The organism is Streptomyces melanosporofaciens (assembly GCF_900105695.1).
Lineage (GTDB): Bacteria > Actinomycetota > Actinomycetes > Streptomycetales > Streptomycetaceae > Streptomyces > Streptomyces antimycoticus.
In genome coordinates this window covers 9,987,024-10,003,317 of record NZ_FNST01000002.1, presented here as the reverse complement: position 1 = coordinate 10,003,317, position 16,294 = coordinate 9,987,024, and the positions used below count along the sequence as shown (strand labels likewise).

General features: G+C 70.2%; 14 protein-coding genes and 1 pseudogene. 7 read left to right on the top strand and 8 right to left on the bottom strand.

Annotation, left to right across the window (positions count from 1 at the left end):
• Positions 1–330: 330 nt before the first annotated feature.
• Positions 331–1,779, bottom strand: a complete 1,449-nt coding sequence (locus tag BLV72_RS45125) for an MFS transporter (protein ID WP_208905953.1) — start codon at positions 1,777–1,779, stop codon at positions 331–333.
• Between the two features lie 112 nt (positions 1,780–1,891).
• On the opposite strand from BLV72_RS45125, the gene BLV72_RS45120 reads away from it, so the two are divergent.
• Positions 1,892–2,692, top strand: a complete 801-nt coding sequence (locus BLV72_RS45120; RefSeq protein ID WP_244321338.1) for an aminoglycoside adenylyltransferase domain-containing protein — start codon at positions 1,892–1,894, stop codon at positions 2,690–2,692.
• A gap of 38 nt (positions 2,693–2,730) precedes the next feature.
• Here BLV72_RS45120 and BLV72_RS45115 read toward each other — a convergent pair whose 3' ends face one another.
• The 4 genes from BLV72_RS45115 to BLV72_RS45100 form a co-directional block, all read right to left on the bottom strand.
• Positions 2,731–3,414: an alpha/beta fold hydrolase gene (locus tag BLV72_RS45115; RefSeq protein WP_093469752.1), complete on the bottom strand. Its 684-nt coding sequence runs from the start codon at positions 3,412–3,414 to the stop codon at positions 2,731–2,733.
• A 62-nt stretch (positions 3,415–3,476) separates the two neighbouring features.
• Positions 3,477–4,586, bottom strand: coding sequence for a zinc-binding dehydrogenase (locus BLV72_RS45110; RefSeq protein WP_093469750.1), 1,110 nt, complete (start codon positions 4,584–4,586; stop codon positions 3,477–3,479).
• Between the two features lie 132 nt (positions 4,587–4,718).
• Positions 4,719–5,234 carry a TetR/AcrR family transcriptional regulator gene (locus tag BLV72_RS45105; protein WP_244321519.1) on the bottom strand — a complete coding sequence of 172 codons (516 nt, stop codon included), beginning with the start codon at positions 5,232–5,234 and terminating at the stop codon, positions 4,719–4,721.
• 190 nt (positions 5,235–5,424) lie between these two features.
• Positions 5,425–6,660: a cytochrome P450 gene (locus BLV72_RS45100; protein WP_093469748.1), complete on the bottom strand. Its 1,236-nt coding sequence runs from the start codon at positions 6,658–6,660 to the stop codon at positions 5,425–5,427.
• A gap of 236 nt (positions 6,661–6,896) precedes the next feature.
• Here BLV72_RS45100 and BLV72_RS45095 point away from each other — a divergent pair, with 236 nt between their 5' ends.
• A complete protein-coding gene (locus tag BLV72_RS45095; protein WP_167746538.1) occupies positions 6,897–7,526 on the top strand; it encodes a hypothetical protein in 630 nt (209 codons plus the stop codon).
• Positions 7,527–7,544: 18 nt separating this feature from the next.
• Here the strand turns inward: BLV72_RS45095 and BLV72_RS45090 are convergent, their stop codons facing one another.
• On the bottom strand, positions 7,545–8,477 hold the full coding sequence (locus BLV72_RS45090; RefSeq protein ID WP_244321337.1) for a squalene/phytoene synthase family protein: 933 nt from the start codon (positions 8,475–8,477) through the stop codon (positions 7,545–7,547).
• 270 nt (positions 8,478–8,747) lie between these two features.
• Between BLV72_RS45090 and BLV72_RS45085 the strand changes: the two are divergent.
• Positions 8,748–10,024 (top strand): annotated as a pseudogene (locus tag BLV72_RS45085) (IS701 family transposase).
• 340 nt (positions 10,025–10,364) lie between these two features.
• Here BLV72_RS45085 and BLV72_RS45080 read toward each other — a convergent pair.
• The gene (locus BLV72_RS45080) at positions 10,365–11,000 is read right to left on the bottom strand and encodes a TetR/AcrR family transcriptional regulator (RefSeq protein WP_208905952.1); all 636 of its coding nucleotides are present in this window, start codon (positions 10,998–11,000) and stop codon (positions 10,365–10,367) included.
• A 191-nt stretch (positions 11,001–11,191) separates the two neighbouring features.
• Here BLV72_RS45080 and BLV72_RS45075 point away from each other — a divergent pair, with 191 nt between their 5' ends.
• Together BLV72_RS45075 and BLV72_RS45070 are read left to right on the top strand one after the other, a co-directional pair.
• Complete coding sequence (locus BLV72_RS45075) at positions 11,192–12,154, top strand: zinc-dependent alcohol dehydrogenase family protein (RefSeq protein WP_093469740.1); 963 nt, start codon at positions 11,192–11,194, stop codon at positions 12,152–12,154.
• Positions 12,155–12,229: 75 nt separating this feature from the next.
• A complete protein-coding gene (locus tag BLV72_RS45070; protein WP_093469738.1) occupies positions 12,230–13,054 on the top strand; it encodes a maleylpyruvate isomerase family mycothiol-dependent enzyme in 825 nt (274 codons plus the stop codon).
• A 59-nt stretch (positions 13,055–13,113) separates the two neighbouring features.
• Here BLV72_RS45070 and BLV72_RS45065 read toward each other — a convergent pair whose 3' ends face one another.
• Positions 13,114–13,806 (bottom strand): ribonuclease H family protein, encoded by a 693-nt coding sequence (locus BLV72_RS45065; RefSeq protein WP_093470904.1) that lies wholly within the window; start codon positions 13,804–13,806, stop codon positions 13,114–13,116.
• A gap of 315 nt (positions 13,807–14,121) precedes the next feature.
• Between BLV72_RS45065 and BLV72_RS45060 the strand changes: the two genes are divergently transcribed.
• Entirely contained in the window at positions 14,122–14,949 is an 828-nt protein-coding gene (locus BLV72_RS45060; RefSeq protein WP_093469736.1) for an endonuclease I family protein, read from the top strand.
• Between the two features lie 118 nt (positions 14,950–15,067).
• Positions 15,068–15,808 carry a type 1 glutamine amidotransferase domain-containing protein gene (locus BLV72_RS45055; RefSeq protein ID WP_093469734.1) on the top strand — a complete coding sequence of 247 codons (741 nt, stop codon included), beginning with the start codon at positions 15,068–15,070 and terminating at the stop codon, positions 15,806–15,808.
• Positions 15,809–16,294 lie beyond the last annotated feature (486 nt).

The following is a 16,294-nucleotide window of genomic DNA, read 5'->3' as shown; positions in this document are numbered from 1 at the left end:
GCGTTCCGGCAGGTGAGCACGCCGACCACGGAACGGAGCGACCACACCCGCCTCGGTCACCGCATCCTCCTCGGCCGCGGGAGGGTGCGCGGAGCGGGCCCCGGCCATCGACGCGTACGCGGACGCGCGCATCCTGCCTACGACAGAGGCAGAAGCCGCTGGGGCAGCGAAACAACGGTTTCGCTCGGCTGAATGGCAGGTCGAGACAGTGGGCCCCGAGACGGTCCGAAACGCCGGCCACTAATTGTCACTTACCTTTATCAGAGGGCAACGAATCCGCGACGACGGGCAGCCGCACGCACGACGTTCCGTCATAGGACCGGCCACCGCTCAGCGGGATGTGCGAGCCTCCGTATCAGGCCTTTCGCCCTTGGGCTTGGGCGGTACGCAGAACCATGCGAGACCCGCGGCGGCCAGGTAGGCGAGCGCGCCGATGGCCATGCTGATGCGCAGCCCCTCGCCGTAGTCGGCAGCCGTGGCCAGCAGGGTGCCACCGAGTGCCACACCCATGGCGCTTCCGAGTTGGCGGGTGGTGTTGAACAGGGCGGAGGCGGTCCCCGAGTACGCCGCGGGCGCGGCGCCCATGACGGTGGAGGCGGAACCGGTGAGCGCGAAGGAGGTGCCGAATCCCGCTGCCATCATCGGGGCCACCAGCAGCGAGTAGGGAGGCTCAACTCCCGCCGTGACCCAGCCGGCCAGCCCCAGCCCCGCCAGAAGCATGCCGGTGAACACCAGCGGACGGTCGCCGGTCGTACGGGCCAGCCGCCCGGACAGCACGGAGGCGAACATGGTCATCGCCACCGCGGGGAACAGCGCCAGACCGGTGACGAGAGCGCTGTAGCCGCGCTGGTGCTGGAAGTCCAGGCTGGCGGTGAACACCATGCCGTAGAAGCCGAAATTGAACAGCAGGCCGATGACGGCTGCGCCGCCCAGCGCACGCGAGCGCAGCAGACTCGGCGGAACGGCGGGCGAGCGGGCCAGCCGCTCGCGCATCAGGAACGCCATCGCGGCCAGGACGGACAGGCCCACCCCGGCGAGGACGGCCGGATCGGACCACCCACGTCGGCCGGCCTCGTTGAGCGCCGCGGTCAGCGAGGCCACTGCCGCAACCACCGCGCACTGGGCCGGCCAGTCCAGAGCCCGGCCGGTGAGCCGGTCGGAGGGTGCCACATGGCGCAGCGTCAGCACCAGGCAGGCGACGCCGACGGGCAGGTTGATGAGGAACACCCACCGCCAGCCCACGGTGGCGACCAGCAGCCCGCCCAGCAGCGGCCCCGCCGAGGCCGCGATGCCCGCGATGGAGCCCCATACCCCGAAGGCCCGCGAGCGGGCGGCCGGAGCCGGATACGCCTGCTGGAGAAGGGCCAGTGAGCCGGGCACGAGCAACGCCGCACCGAGGCCCTCCACCACCCGGGCGGCGATCAGGACAGGGGCGGTCGGTGCGAAGGCGCACGCGGCCGAGGACACGGTGAACACGGCCACGCCGGTGCGGAAGATCCGGCGGTTTCCCAGCCGGTCCCCCAGCGCACCGCCGCTCAACAGGAACCCGGCGAAGACCAGGGTGTACCCGTCGGTGATCCACTGGATGCCGGTGAGCGAAGCCGACAGCTCCCGGCCGATCACCGGCACAGCTACGTTGATGACCGTCACGTCCAGGATCACCATGAAGTACCCGGCACACACGGCCAGCAGCGGGACCCAGGACCGCATGCCGGACGCCGGGCCGGACTCAGGAGAGGAGGCGGGCTCGCCGCCACCGGCCGACTCCGCGAACGCCACGTCCCCGACTCCGTCCCGCCCACGAAGGCTCTACAACAAAAGGCACAATAAGGGATGAATGGGGTGCGCAAAGGGAATCAGCGGCCCGGATCACGCGGTGGATACTGGACACGTGGCCCAACCTCATGAAGATCCGCAGTCCCTCCCCACCGAACTGCGGCCCTACCTGGAGGAACTCGTCCGGCGCGCCCGCACGGTATGCGGGCCTCGTCTGGTGAGTGTCATCGCCCTCGGTTCCCTGGCGCTGCGGGACTATCGGCACGGGCGCAGCGACGTCGATGTGGCGGTCGCCGTGGAGCCGTCACTGCTCCGACCGGCCCTGCACGACCTGGCCGGAGCCCTCGCCCACCCCCACCTTCCCTGCCCGGCGGCGGGCCTGGAACTGGTCGTCAACGGAACGGACTTCCTCAGCCGCCCCTCCGCTGGGGCCGGGTACCTTCTGGACCTCAACACCGGCCCGCTGCTGCCGAACCGCGCCGACTTCGACGCGGCACGGTCCCCGGCGTTCTGGTATGCCATCGACCGCTCCGTCGCCCATCAGACCGGACTCTCGCTGTTCGGCCGCCCCGCGCGGGAGGTGATCGCCGCGCCGGAGCGCCCGGACCTGCTCGCCGCGATCCGCGCGTCCGTCCGTGAGCACAGCGACGGCGAAGGTCACCTCGCGGACAACCGTGTGCTCAACGGCTGCCGCTCGGTGGTCTTCTGCCGTACGGGTCGCTGGATGGCCAAGCGCGCGGCGGCGCGGGAAGTCGCCCTGTCCGAGGGGGACTTCCGGCCGATCGTCGAGGCCGCGGTGCGCAGCTTCGAGCGCTCCCGCTCATCCGCGATCCCCCTGCCCACCACCGAGGTGCGAACCTTCCTGACCTGGGTACGCGAACACGTCGATCAGACCGCCCGGGAGAGCGGGGCCTGAGCGGGACTCCAGCGTGAGGGGGCAGGGTGGATACCCCTCTACAGCTCCAGAAACGTCGAAACCGCCTCCGTGAACGCCTCTGGGTCCGCGCTGTGGATCAGGTGCCCGACCGGGATGGTGACCATGCGTCCGCCGGGGATGCGGTGGGCCAGCTCGGCGACGCCGTCCTGGGGCACATGGCTACCTGGGCCACCGGCCACCACCAGAGTGTCGGCGGTGATCCTGGCAAGCCGCTCCCACCACACCGGGTCCGGTGTGTCGATCTGCTTCCTGATGGCCAGCACCATCTCCCAGTCGAAGGTCAGCTCGCCCTCCGGCTTGGCCGGGGTGGTCGGCCGCCGGGGACGCGGAACTCCGACATCCTCCAGGACGAGCCGCGCCACCCGCCGCGGATGGTCCGACGCGATCAGGTAGGCCACGATCCCACCCATCGAGTGGCCTACCAGCTCCACCTGGCCAAGTGCCAACGCGTCCAGCACGGCGAGCACATCGGCCCGCATGAGTTCGAGGGAGTAATCCCTCGGCCAGTCGCTTCGGCCGTGGCCACGAAGGTCGAGGGCGTAGACCCGCCGGCTCCGGGCGAGGACGGGCGCCACCACATCCCAGTCGGTGGCGTCCTCCCCCAGGGCGTGCAACAGCACCAGCGGCGGAGCATCCGGCGGGCCCGACACCTGATAGGCCAGCCGGATCCCTCCCAGCTCCACCGAACAATGATCAGCCATACCCGGAGGCTAGGCGACAGGCCGCCACCGGCAGAACGCCCTTCGCCGACAGCAGACCCGGCTCAGGGCCGCAGCAGGATGCGGATCGGGTTGCCCTCCCGGTCACGCAGCCGGCGGATGGCCTCGTTCACGTCCTCCAGTGGCAGGACCGCGCTGACCGACCCGGAGATGTCCAGACGGCCGCGGGCGGTCAGCTCGACGAGGTCCTCCAGATGCTCCATGCGATACCCGGTGTGTCCGATCACGGTGTGGCGGTTGCGCACGAAGTGGAGTTCCGGGCCCACGGACAGCGGGTCGGGAGAGATTCCGACGAGCACCAGGCGGCCCCGATGGCCGAGGGCACGCTCTGCCTGGGTGAAGGAGGGCGTGCGCCCGACGCAGTCGAAGGCGACGTCCAGGCCCTTGCCCGCCGTGATCTCCTTCAGCCTGGCCCGGGTGTCATCGTCCGTCGGGTCGAGCGCGAAGTCGGCGCCCAGGGCGAGGGCGCGCTCGCGTGCGGCGGGCAGGGGGTCGAGGGCGACGATCGGGGAGGCGCCGCAGATGCGGGTCAGCTGCACGAGGTGGGTACCGAGGCCCCCCAGCCCCCAGATGCCCACGGATTCGGCGGACCGCAACTGGGCGGTGTCGATCGCGCCGTACGGGGTGGACACGGCGTCGGCGAGCACGGCGGCGTGTTCCAGCGGTACGGAGTCGGGCACGGCGATGAGCGTGGTGGCGTCGGTCAGTACGTACTCGGCCCAGGCCCCGTCGTAGTGGAAGGCCATGACCTGGAGGTCCTCACAGGTGTTCGTGCCACCGCCGAACCGGCAGGCGGGACACGTGCCGCACGCCTTCCCCGCGCCCAGGACCACCCGGTCGCCCGCCTTCCAGTGCCCGGCGCCATCGCCGACCGCCGCCACCACGCCCGACGCCTCGTGCCCCGGGGTGACCACCGGCAGCCGGGGCGCGATATGGCCGTCGAGCTGGCTCAGGTCCGACTGGCAGATACCGCACGCGGCCACCTCGACCACGACCTCGCCCACTCCCGGCCGGGGCACGGGCACATCCTCGACCGTGAGCGTGCCCGCTGCCGCATCGAACCGGGCCGCGCGCATCGTGGCCGGGAGGGCGTCCGCCACCGCGTCTGCCGTTGAGTGCGCGCCGGAGCGTATCGGTCCTGCGTCCAAGGTCATCGGGGGTTCCTTTCAGGTGCTTCGCCGGGTGGAGCGGCCGGTCACCGCGCCGGTACGGGGACGGCTAGTGATCATGATGCCGCACGCAGTCTGCCGCATGCGGCGCATCCGATGGCAGGCCCTGAGGCCCCGTCACCGATGCGCGTCGCGCAGCAGAGTGTCGACGGTGCGGTCGACGAAGGTGGTGAGTTCCTGAGCATCGTGGCGCCCGAAGGTGGAGGTCCACAGGGCGAAGCGGCCGAAGAGGGCGGACCACAGGAGGATCGCGGTCTGCTCGGCACCGTCGGGCCAGCGCAGCCCTTCCTCTTCACCTGCGTGGATGGCGTCCAGCCACTGCTGCCACAGCAGGCGGGCCGGGTGGGTCTGGCCCAGCTCGCCGAAGCCGGACGCGTTATGACCGAACATCAGGCGGATGACACCGCGCTCGGTGCGGGCGAAGGTGCAGAAGGCGTTCGCCTGGGCGCGGAGGCGTTCGCCGGCGTCGGCACCGTGGGCGGCCGCCTGGGCATCGGCATCACGCATGGCCGCGACGACACGTTGGTAGCCGTCCTCGGCGACGGCGCGGGCGAGCTGTTCCTTGTCGGCGAAGTGCAGATACATGCTCTGAGCGGCGATGCCGACTTCGCGTGCGACCTCCCGGAGGGACACCGGCAGTGGGTTTTCCGTGAGTTTCTGGTCAAGGAGCCGTGCCACGGCAGCCAGAATCTCCGCGCGGAGCCGGCCCCCTGGCCGCGGGGATTGCGCCTGCGTGTGGTGTCGGTGGCGGTGTCCTCGTTCATGCACCTCATTCTGCGATACGTCGATGGCCAGTCCTTCTGCCGTCAGGGGTCCGTCCGGCTCACCAAGTGACCGGAAGGGAGTTGAGGCCGTAGACGATGGAGTTCTTCTTGAACGGCAACTCGTCCTGGGCGATGGCGAGCCGTAGCCCGGGGATGCGTTCGAAGAGCCGCGGCCACGCGACCTGCATCTCCACCCGCGCCAGGTTCTGGCCCAGGCACTGGTGGGAGCCGAATCCGAACGCCACGTGGCGGCGGGCGTTGCGCGCGATGTCGAGCGTGTCCGCGGGACACTCGCCCTCGTTGGCGCCGAAGGCGCGGGGGTCCCGGTTTCCCGCGATCAGCGAGACGATGACTCCCTCGCCCTTGCGGACAAGCTGCCCGCCCACCTCGACGTCTTCAAGGGCCACACGCCGCGGATCGGTGGAGACGATGCTCCAGTAGCGCAGCATCTCCTCCGCGGCGCTCGGGGCCAACTCGGGGTGAGCCCGCAGCCGGTCGCGCTGGTCGGGGTTGACCAGGAGCGCCACCGTGCCCAGGCTCAGCATGTTGGCGGTGGTCTCGTGTCCGGCGCCGACCAGGATCCCGACCAGGACGGGCATCATCTCGGGCGCGAATGCGTCCGGGCCGGTGTGGTGGGCCAGCAGCCGGCTGATCATGTCGTCCGAGGGCTCACGGCGTTTGCGCTCGACGAGGGCCTCGTAGTACGCGAACGACTCCCGCTGTGTACGGGCGCGCTCGTCGTGGCCGACGTCCAGGTCCGTCCCGGCGTTGGCGTGCCGCTCGAAGAGGTCATGGTCCTCGTAAGGGACGCCGAGGATGAGGCAGATGGCCCGGGAGGGCAGGGGCAGCGCGAAGTCACGAATGAAGTCGGCCGGGCCGCCCTTGGCGAGCATCGCGTCGATCAACTCGTCCGTGATCCGCACCAGGTTCTCGCGCATCGCCTGCGTGCGCTTGACGCTGAACTCCTTGGTGAGCATCTGCCGGAGCCGGGCGTGCTCGGGGTCGTCCAGCCGCAGGAACAGACCGCCCTCGTGTTCGGGCTGGTTGGAGTGGACCAGCGGGAAGTCGGGATTGCGCACATCGGCGCTGAAGGACGGGCTGGACAGGACGGCCCGGATGTCCGCGTGTCGGGTGGCCAGCCAATGCGTGGAGCCGTCCCAGATGGTGACCTTGTGGAGACCGCCGGCTTCCCGGAACGCGGTGTGCTGTGGAGGTGCGCTGAACGGACACGTGCGCGGGGCGGGGAAGAACGGTGCTTCCTCGGTGGACGCGGCCTCGGATGCGGTGGTCGTCATCTCGCCTTCCCTGTTGCGGAATTGATGTCAACCTGACATGCGTCACCTTACGACTGTCTGGCCAAGCGCGGCAAGGACTGTCCAGCCGTCAGGAACATGGCCACGCCGAGAGGCCGACCGCATGTGCACCCCCTGGGCCAGTGGCCGCGGCCGCCGCGCCAGCTCAACGGCGGGATCAGCCTCCACGCGGCAATCACACGGATGTACCATCCAGCACCAACGTGGTGTGCGCCCAGATGAGGGAGCTTGTAGTGGACACTCCTGCCGATAACACCAGCCTGAAATCCCAGTACGCGGCTCAGGTGGCCGCCGATCTGGAACGCAACTCCGCCGAGCACGAGCGTCTCAGCTCCGAAATCGCCTCACTGCAACAGCAGTTGGCGGTGCTGGAAGACAACCGGGCGCTTCTGCTCAGCATGCGAGAGACCCTTGGTGACGACGCCGTGGGTGGCGCACCGGAGAACGGTGGCGTCAGCGACTCCGGGGATGGTTCGTCCGCCACACGGGAGTCCGCGGCGCCGCCTGCCACGCGCAAGCCCAGGAAGAAGGCCGACGCGACCAGCGGAAAGCGGAAGGGTGCGGAGTCACCCGGCAGCCGCCCGAGCCGCAAGCCGGTGCGCGAAGCGGGCGCGCCCACGCTCCGAGAGCTCGTGCGCAATGACCTCACCCAGCACGGCGAGCCCCGCTCCGCGGCCGAGATCACCGCCACTCTCACCCAGGCTCTTCCGGGACGCGACATCAAGCCCACGGTCGTGCGCAGCACCCTCGAATCACTCGTCGCCAAGGGTCAAGCACACCGCACCAAGCAGCAGAAGTCCGTCTTCTATTCGACCGCCACCCCGGACGCGGACACCGTTGCGCACTGACGCGCGGGTGTGCCGCGTTCAGCGCGGATGACGGGCGTGGCGGCGCTCCCGGAGCAGCACCCGAGCGGTGGCCGGCAGCGGAGGGCGGACGGGGGCGCGGAGGACGCCGGGGCCCTTGGCGGCGGCCGCCGTGGCCGTGAGCTGCTCGATCTCGATCATGGCGCGGAACAGCGGGCGGCCCTCGGGCGACGCGAGGCCGACCAGGCTCCGGCTGCTGGACAGGGACTGGCGGGCCTGGCCGAGCACGTGTGCCAGCAGGCTCCGGGTTCCGGTGGTGTCCCGGGCGTTCTCCAGGTCGACGCGGGTGACACCGTGCGCGTCGAGTGTCTCCCGCACCAGGTTCAGGCGCCCGTCGGCGAGGTCTTCGGACAGGTCGTTGACGAAGTCCAGGCGCTGACTGCCGTCGATGTACGTACGGCATGCCTCGCGGTAGCCCACCGGGCTGTCCTCCCCGGCGATCAGGCCCGCGATCAGCATGAACGCCGGTAGCGCATACGTGTCGACGTAACGCTGGTAGTCCACTTCGGTGGCGAATCCGGTGAACTCCAGCTCCAGTGGGGCCGCGTCGAGGAAGTTCTCGACCCGGTGGCGCAGCGCTGGGTGCGCGGAGACGGTGTTCAGCAGCGGACGTACGGCAGCATGCTCGCTTTCGCCACCGGCCAGCCCGTCACGCACCTGTTTCACCCACTCCGCGAAAGCCCCGGCGCGCTCCTCGACGGGGCCACTGTCGAGGAGGGCGTCGGTGCGATGCATGAAGGCGGTCGCCGCGATCAGATGCGGCAGCAACGGCGGAGGCAGCAACAGGCGCGCTGCGAGATAGGAGCTGCGCCGGTAGCCCGCCACCAGTTTCCGCTGGTGCGTATAGTCCTCCCGCAGCCGGGGATCGCTGATCCCCGCGGCATCCAGCGCCGTGCCCCACAGGCCCATGCCCGACCCTCCCGATGTCTTCATGTCTCCTGGCGGCCGTCCGCGGACTCCGGCGGGCCCCGGCCCCGGCCACCAGAACGCTCCCCGTACGGCCGACCGGTGGCGATCCGCACCGGCGTGTGAAAGCGCCGTACTTGCGGGCAGCCGTCCGCGGTAGAGGCTACCGTCGCCATCCCGCACCACCGGGCAGACACGGGGCACGCCTCGGTCTCCCTGCCACGCCACTGCGATGCACGCCCCAGTAGGACTCCGTTAGGTCTTTGCGTCGGTTGTGTTCAGCGGCATGGTGGGTGTGTGGATGCACATGAAGTGAACCGTGCTCGGGCGACATTGGCGTTATTCGTGGGGGATGTGTTCGCCTCGATACCGCGGAAGGACCAGCGGGCCAAGGGCGACTGTTACCTGCGGGGACTGATGCTGGATGGTCGCCGCAAGTCCGTCCAGGCCATGGCCGCTCGGCTGCCGGACGGCAACGAGCAGACCTGCAGCAGTTCGTGCATCAGCCACCGTGGGATCCGGTGCCGGTGCGGCGGCGGATCGCGCGGCGGATGGTGCCGCGGATCGGTCCCGATGCCCGGGCCGTGGACGATGTGTCCTTCCCTAAGGACGGAAAGATGTCGGTCGGTGTTGCTCCCCAGTACTGCGGTGCGCCGGGCAAGCAGGCGAACTGCCAGGTCGCGGTCAGCGTGCACGCGGACTCCGACACGGCCTCGTGCCCGCTGAACTGGCGGCTGTTCCTGCCCCGGGAGTGGGCGGACGACGCCGTCCGGCGGCGGCGGACCGGCGTGCCGGATAACGTCGGGCACCGGGAGAAGTGGCGACCGGCACTGGACGCCCTGGACGAACTGGCCGCCTGGCACCTTGCGCCGCCGGTCGTGGTGGCGGATGCCGGCTACGGTCAGAATGCCGACTTCCGCGCCGGCCTGGCCGGGCGGGGACAGGCGTACGTGGTCGGCATCCGCGGCGATATCACCGTCCAGCCGCACGAGGCGCACCCCGCCGTCCCCGCCTGGTCCGGCACCGGCCGTCGGCCGGTTCCCCGCCACCGGCAGCCACCGGTGACGGTGGCGGAACTGGCCGCGGGCACCGGACGGGAAGCCTTCAGCGAGGTGACCTGGCGGGAAGGCTCCCGCGGACCGATGACCTCCCGCTTCCTCGCGATGCCTGTCCGGCCCGCCGGGGCGCGCTCACGCCGGCTGGCCCAGGCCGCCGCGGTGGCCGCGCACGGCCAGTGGGGCGGCGTCCTGCCCCAGGTGCGGATGCTCGCCGAATGACCCGACGGCGAAGACACGCCGACCCGCTTCTGGCTGTCCGACCTGCCCGAGGACACCCCGATCGCCGACCTGGTCCGCCTGGCAAAGATCCGCCGGCGGATCGAGCACGACTACCGGGAACTCAAGCACGGCCTGGGCCTGGACCACTTCGAAGGCCGCTCCTGGAACGGCCGGCACCACCACGCCACCCTGGTCACCGCCGCCCACGCCCTCCTCACCGAACAGCGGCTGGCCCCAAATGCCGACACACCGGACTCACCCTCTACCAGATCCTCGACGCCCTCCAGAACCTGCTGAACTGCTGGACCGGCATCTGCACCACCTGCCACCAACCCCTGCCCAATTGTGCCACGCCAAGATCAAGACAGACCTGACGGAGTCCTACTTAGTGGCTCGTCTCGCGGCGTTGAGTGGGTAATCGACGTCCCGTCTGATGATCAGCAGACTGTCTCCAGGACCTGATTTTGGAGGTGGCCGTGGGACGTCGACCGAGTGTGTTCGTGGAGGCGTCGGTGGCGCGTACCTCCAGGACCGGGGCGACCCTGCGCAGCTGCTTCATCGCGGCCGGGGGCAGATCGGGGGTCGCGAGGCCGGTCCGCACGACGGTCCTCGCCCGGACAGGTCCTCGGTGGTGTCTTCACATGATCTTGCCTGGTGCCGCGGGTGCCAGCCGTGCCACCGGCGGCAGCGGTGAGTGCTGCGGGGAGGCACGGAATGCCTGGATGACGAGCGCGGCGAAGCGCCGGGAGGCCGCGACCCGGGTGGCCTGCGATGTGGTGTGAATGCCCCTGTTGGCCATGAGCATGAGGATCAGGTCGTCCAGGACGAAGTCGGGGCGCAGATGGCCGGCGTCCTTGGCGCGGTGGGCCAGTTCGGCGATCGACTTCACTGCGTACGCACGCTCCGCGGCGAAGTCCATCGCGTCGGGGAAGGTCGACATGAAGGCTTCGGTGAAGCCTCGGCTGCGTGCGTGCAGCTCACAGGTCTTCTCGATCACGTGGCAGAAGCCACGCCATGGGTCCGGCTCGGCGAGCCCCTCGTCGACGAGGACGTGGCATGCGCGCATCTCGTCCGCGAAGGCTTCGGTGGCCAGCATCTGCTTGGTCGGGAAACGGCGGTACAGGGTGGCGGGGCCGACCCCGGCGTGCCGGGCGATCTCCCGCATCGGCACGTTCAGACCTTCGGTGGCGAACAGCGCGCGGGCCGCGTCGAGGATGCGTCCGCGGTTGTCCAGGGCGTCGGAGCGCAGGGGGTGAGGCAAACGGTCGGTCACCACTCTCACTTTAGCCAAGCGGACGGGGGCGTCCGTTAGCGTCCGAAGGCATGGAGGCCCGGCGCTTCTCCGAGTGCGGCCCCCTCGGCGCCGGGACCGGAGTCGGGCGGCCCCGACCGGTCCCGGCCGGCCCCCAGTGATCCCGGCCGGCCCCCATCGATCCCGGCCGGTCCCAGAACGAGGAGACGACATTGAAGGCAGTCGCGATCCAGGCGTTCGGACGCCCCGAAGGTCTGGCGGTCATCGACCTCCCCACCCCCGCCCCCGCGGCGGGACAGGTGCTCATCGCCAATGAGGCGATCGGCGTCGGCGGCGTCGACGTCCTGATCCGAAGCGGTGTTCTCGCCTCCTACGGCTTCAAGGAAGGCCATATCCCCGGCAGCGAGGTAGCGGGCACCGTGACCGCGGTCGGCGACGGCGTCGACCCGTCATGGATCGGTCAGCGCGTATGGGCGTTCACCGGCGTGAGTGGCGGCTACGTCGAACAGGCGATCGCCTCGGTCGAGGAGATCCTGCCCCTCCCCGCGAAGCTGTCGCCGGTCGACGCGGTGACCCTCGGAAGCTCCGGAGTGGTGGCCCACTTCGGCCTCGCCCATGCCCACTTCGCTCCTGGCGAGTCCGTGCTGGTGCGCGGTGCGGCCGGCAGCATCGGGATCATGACGGTCCAGCTCGCGGCTCGTGGCGGTGCCGGCGCGGTGGCGGTCACGACATCGTCGGCCGAGCGTGGTGATCGCCTGCGCAAGCTCGGCGCGACCCATGTGCTGGACCGCTCCGGCGGAGGTGGCGAGGACGCTCCCACGGGCTACGACGTCATCATTGACATCGTCGCCGGTGCGGACATGCCCTCCTTCTTCGCCAAGCTCAACCCGAACGGTCGCATGGTGGCCGTCGGCATGGTCGGGGGCCGGCCGCCGGCGGATTTCGGCATGACGATGATGGCGGCGTTCCAGAAGTCGATGTCCTTCGCCACCTTCAGCTCCGACACCGTGGCCGGAGCCGATCGACGTGCGGTGCGGACCGAGCAGTTCGCTGCCGCGAGCCGTGGCGAGCTGCAGATGGTGGTGCATGAGCTGCTGCCGTTGGAGGACGCCGTGTCGGCACACCGGAAGATGGACGCCGGTGAGGTGTTCGGCAGGATCGTGCTGACACCGTGATCGTGGCGGCCGGGGGGCCGTGACAGGGTACGTACCCCCGGGGAAGTTCCCCCCGGCTCGGTGCAGGGAGGGCGCGTGGAATCCGTGAGCGGGCAGGGCGACCGCGGCAGCACCTGGCCCTCGGGGCTGGATGAGGCGATACGCGCCACCGCGGCCGACATCGCCACAACGCTGCGCGGCGCACCCGACACCGGGGCTCCGGTGCCCGGGTCACGGTGGACGGTCGGGGAGGCGGCGGCGCATCTGGCGCAGGCCAACGAGCTGATGGCGCACCTCGCGGACGGGAAGACACGCAGCTACGGGGACGGCACGCCGCACGGGCTGGCCGAGGCCAACCAGCTCGCGCTCGCCGCGTTCGCCGAGCGCCGGGCCGAGCCGCTGGCCGCCATGATCGTGGAGCAGGCCGATGCCTTCCTCCGGTCGGCGGCCCGGCCCGCGTCACCCGGGGAGCTGGTCACACCGATGGGCCCGATGAGCCTGGACGTACTGGGGTCGTATCTGCTGACCCATATGCTCGGCCACGGCTATGACCTCGCCCGTGCGCTGGGCCGCCCGCACATGATCAACCGGGACCGGGTCGAGCTGACCCTGCCCTTCCTGACCACGGCCATGCCACGGGTGGTCGACACCACGGCCACGGCCGGGCTGACCGCCCGCTTCACCGTCCGCCTCAGGGGTGGCGCCCGTTTCGGTGCGACCTTCACCGACGGGGCGGTGACCGTCACCCCGCACCCGCCGAGCCGCCCGGACTGCACCATCCTCACCGAGCCCGTCGCCTTCCTTCTGATGGCGCTGGGCCGCCTCGGCCCGTGGGGCGCCGCCGCCAGGGGCCACGTCCTCGCCTGGGGCCGGAAGCCCTGGCTCGCCCCACGGTTTCCCACGCTCTTCACCGCGCCGTGATCGGGCCGGGGACCGGATCGGTCCGGTCCTTGGATGGCCTGCCACGGACGCCCCGTGGCTCAGGCGGCGCAGGCCGGATGGCCCCAGCCGTCGGAGTTCTTGCTGATCGTCTCGCCCTTGGTGTAGGGCGTACCGCAGCGGCACCGGCCGGGGAACTTCGCCTTGATGGACGCCTTGGAGCGGGTGCCTGTCCCCCGCTGTGCCGCCGTCGTGCGCGGGCGCGCCGTGCCACCGCGGCCCGCTGAGCGTGTCGTCGTCTGGGCCTCGGGCGGTGGCGGGGCGGAGCCGAGCGAGGTGCCCGCGGGCTGCTGGGTGCGGGCGGTGTGGCTGGCCGCCCCGTCGGCGGCCGCGTTGAACGGGTCCCCGTCGACCTGGTGCGCCGGAACGTAGACGAATTCCACCTTGCGGCCGTCCAGGAGCTCGTCGATACGCATCACGAGCTCGCGGTTGGCCACCGGCGATCCCGAGGCGGTCTTCCACCCCTTCTTCCGCCACCCGGGCAGCCATGTGGTGACCGCCTTCATCGCGTACTGCGAGTCCATGCGCACCTGCAGCGGCACGGCCGCGTCGGTGGACTCCAACAGCCTTTGCAGCGCGGTGAGTTCGGCCACGTTGTTGGTCGCGGTGCCAAGCGGCCCGGCCTCCCAGCGCTCCACCGCACCGTCGGTGCCCGCGATGACCCATGCCCAGGCCGCGGGCCCGGGGTTTCCCTTCGATGCCCCGTCACACGCGGCGATGATCTGTTCTGCCATACGTCGATACTGCCAGCACTCCTCATCCGACACGGCGGAGACCTGGTCATCGGCGGCCTGGGGTCTGCGCCGATGGTGGGCCGAGCCGCCCACTCCCGCTCCTCGGGCGAGCCCTCACGCGAGCCGCAGCAGAGGCCGACCGGTCCTTCCCTTGACCACTGGGCGTTCACCGGATCCGCGCCGAACGGGCACACGATGTACACGCGTTCGGGCTTCGCGCATGGGAATCTCCCAGAGCTTGTGCCTTGAACATCCGTACTCGCGGCGCCGGTTGGCGGTCCGGGTACTCATCTAGGAGAGGACACCCCCCACATCATGTCCACTCATCGCCCGAGCCGATCACGGCGTCTTCCCCTGCTGGCCGTAGTGGCCGTGGCCGGTATCGCCGCTCCTTCGGTCGCCGCCGCCAACACACCGGCCGCGACCGACACCAACCGGCCCACGGCCGTGCAGGCGCTGGACGACTACTACCAGGACGCGATGGGCAAGAGCGGCCCGGAGCTGAAAACCGCGCTGCACACGATCATCAGCGACCAGACCAAGGTGTCCTACGACGAGGTATGGGACGCGCTGAAGTCCACGGACGAGGACCCGGACAACTCGTCGAACGTCATCCTCCTCTACTCCGGCCGCTCCCAGTCCAAGGACGCGAGTGGCGGCAACCCCGACGACTGGAACCGCGAGCACGTCTGGGCGAAGTCGCACGGCGACTTCGGCACGGCCACCGGGCCCGGCACCGACCTGCACCACCTGCGCCCCACCAACGTCACGGTGAACAGCATCCGCGGCAACAAGGACTTCGACAACGGCGGCCAGGACGTGCCCGACGCCCCCGGCAACCGCACCGACGACGACTCCTTCGAACCCCGTGACCAGGTCAAGGGCGATGTCGCCCGGATGATCCTCTACATGGCCGTCCGCTACGACGGAGACGACGGCTTCGCCGACCTCGAGCCCAACGACAACGTCGACAACGGCTCCGCGCCGAATATCGGCCGCCTGTCCGTACTCAAGGAGTGGAGCGCCGAGGACCCGCCCGACGCCTTCGAGAAGAACCGCAACCAGGTCATCTACGACAGCTTCCAGCACAACCGGAACCCGTTCATCGACCACCCCGAATGGGTCGACTCCATCTGGAAGTAACCCGCGGCTCCGCCGATGCCCCTGCCCCGACACACGCGCCGGGGCAGGGGCGTCGGCCGAGGTGGCCACCATGCCACCTGGCTCCGGACGGCCGGGGCCCCTGTGGTAGGCAGTCCCCGTGCGTATTCTCCTGCCGCTGCCCGACCGGGACTTCGACGTCACCGAGGTGGCCGTGCCCTGGAAGCTCCTGACCGACCTCGGCCATGAGGTGGTGATCGCCACCGAACACGGCGACGGCCCGCCGGCCGCCGATCCGCTGCTGATCACCGGAGTGCTCTTCGGGCAACTCGGCGCGGAGCCCGAGCCCAAGGAGTTCTACCGGCGGCTCACCGACGCGACCGCCTTCCGCCATCCCCTCGCGTGGGCGGACCTCGAGCCCGAGGCGTACGACGGGCTGATCCTGCCCGGCGGCCACGCCCCGGGGATGCGCCAGTACCTCGGCTCCGACGTCCTACGAGAGAAGATCGCGGAGTTCTGGCGACTGGACCGCCCGGTCGGCGCCATCTGCCACGGCGTCCTCGCCCTGGCCCGCACCAAGGACCCGGCCACCGGCCGCAGCGTCCTCGCCGACCGGCGCACCACCTGCCTGCCCGCGTACATGGAGCGGACCGCCTACTACCTCACGGCCTGGCGCCGCGGCCGCTACTACCGCACCTATCCGGCCTACGTCCAGGACGAGGTCGTCGCCGCCCTGAACGACCCCACCCAGTTCGAACGCGGACCCATCGAACTGCGGCGCCGCGGCACAGCCACCGACGACGCCCCCGCCTTCGTCGTCCAGGACGGCCGATACCTGTCCGCCCGCTGGCCCGGCGACGCCTACCTCTTCGCGCGGCGCTTCGCCGAGATGCTCACCTGAGGGACCCGACCCCCGCGGCGAACGTAGGAACCGGCACTGCACCGCCCCTCCCGGGCAGGGCAGAAAAGCGCCGGCAATGGCAGTCGGCTCCGACACACGGGCGGAGTGTCAGGGCCGACAGTGAATACGCTCAGGCTCAACAGCCCTTAGTCATCAACGCACTTGGGGTACTTCGAGCCCCGATTGCAGTCGTGGTAGTCGTACTTGCTGACCCGGAACTTCTTCTCGTCGCCACCCTTGGCCGGATCGACGACCAAGTAGAACTTCTTCCCGTCCTTGACCTTGTCGCTGACTGTGCCATCAGGGCCCCGGTCAAAGTCCTGCGCGCACCCGGCGAGTGTGAGGGCTGAACATGCCAGGAGGGCAAGGGCAAGGCGACGCATGTCGTGCTCCGATCAACGTGAGGATTGCGAGACAGTCTAGGGGCCTCCGGAACATGTGCAGGCCAGGGGTGGCATTCCCTCGCACTCATGGGAACGCTAGGTG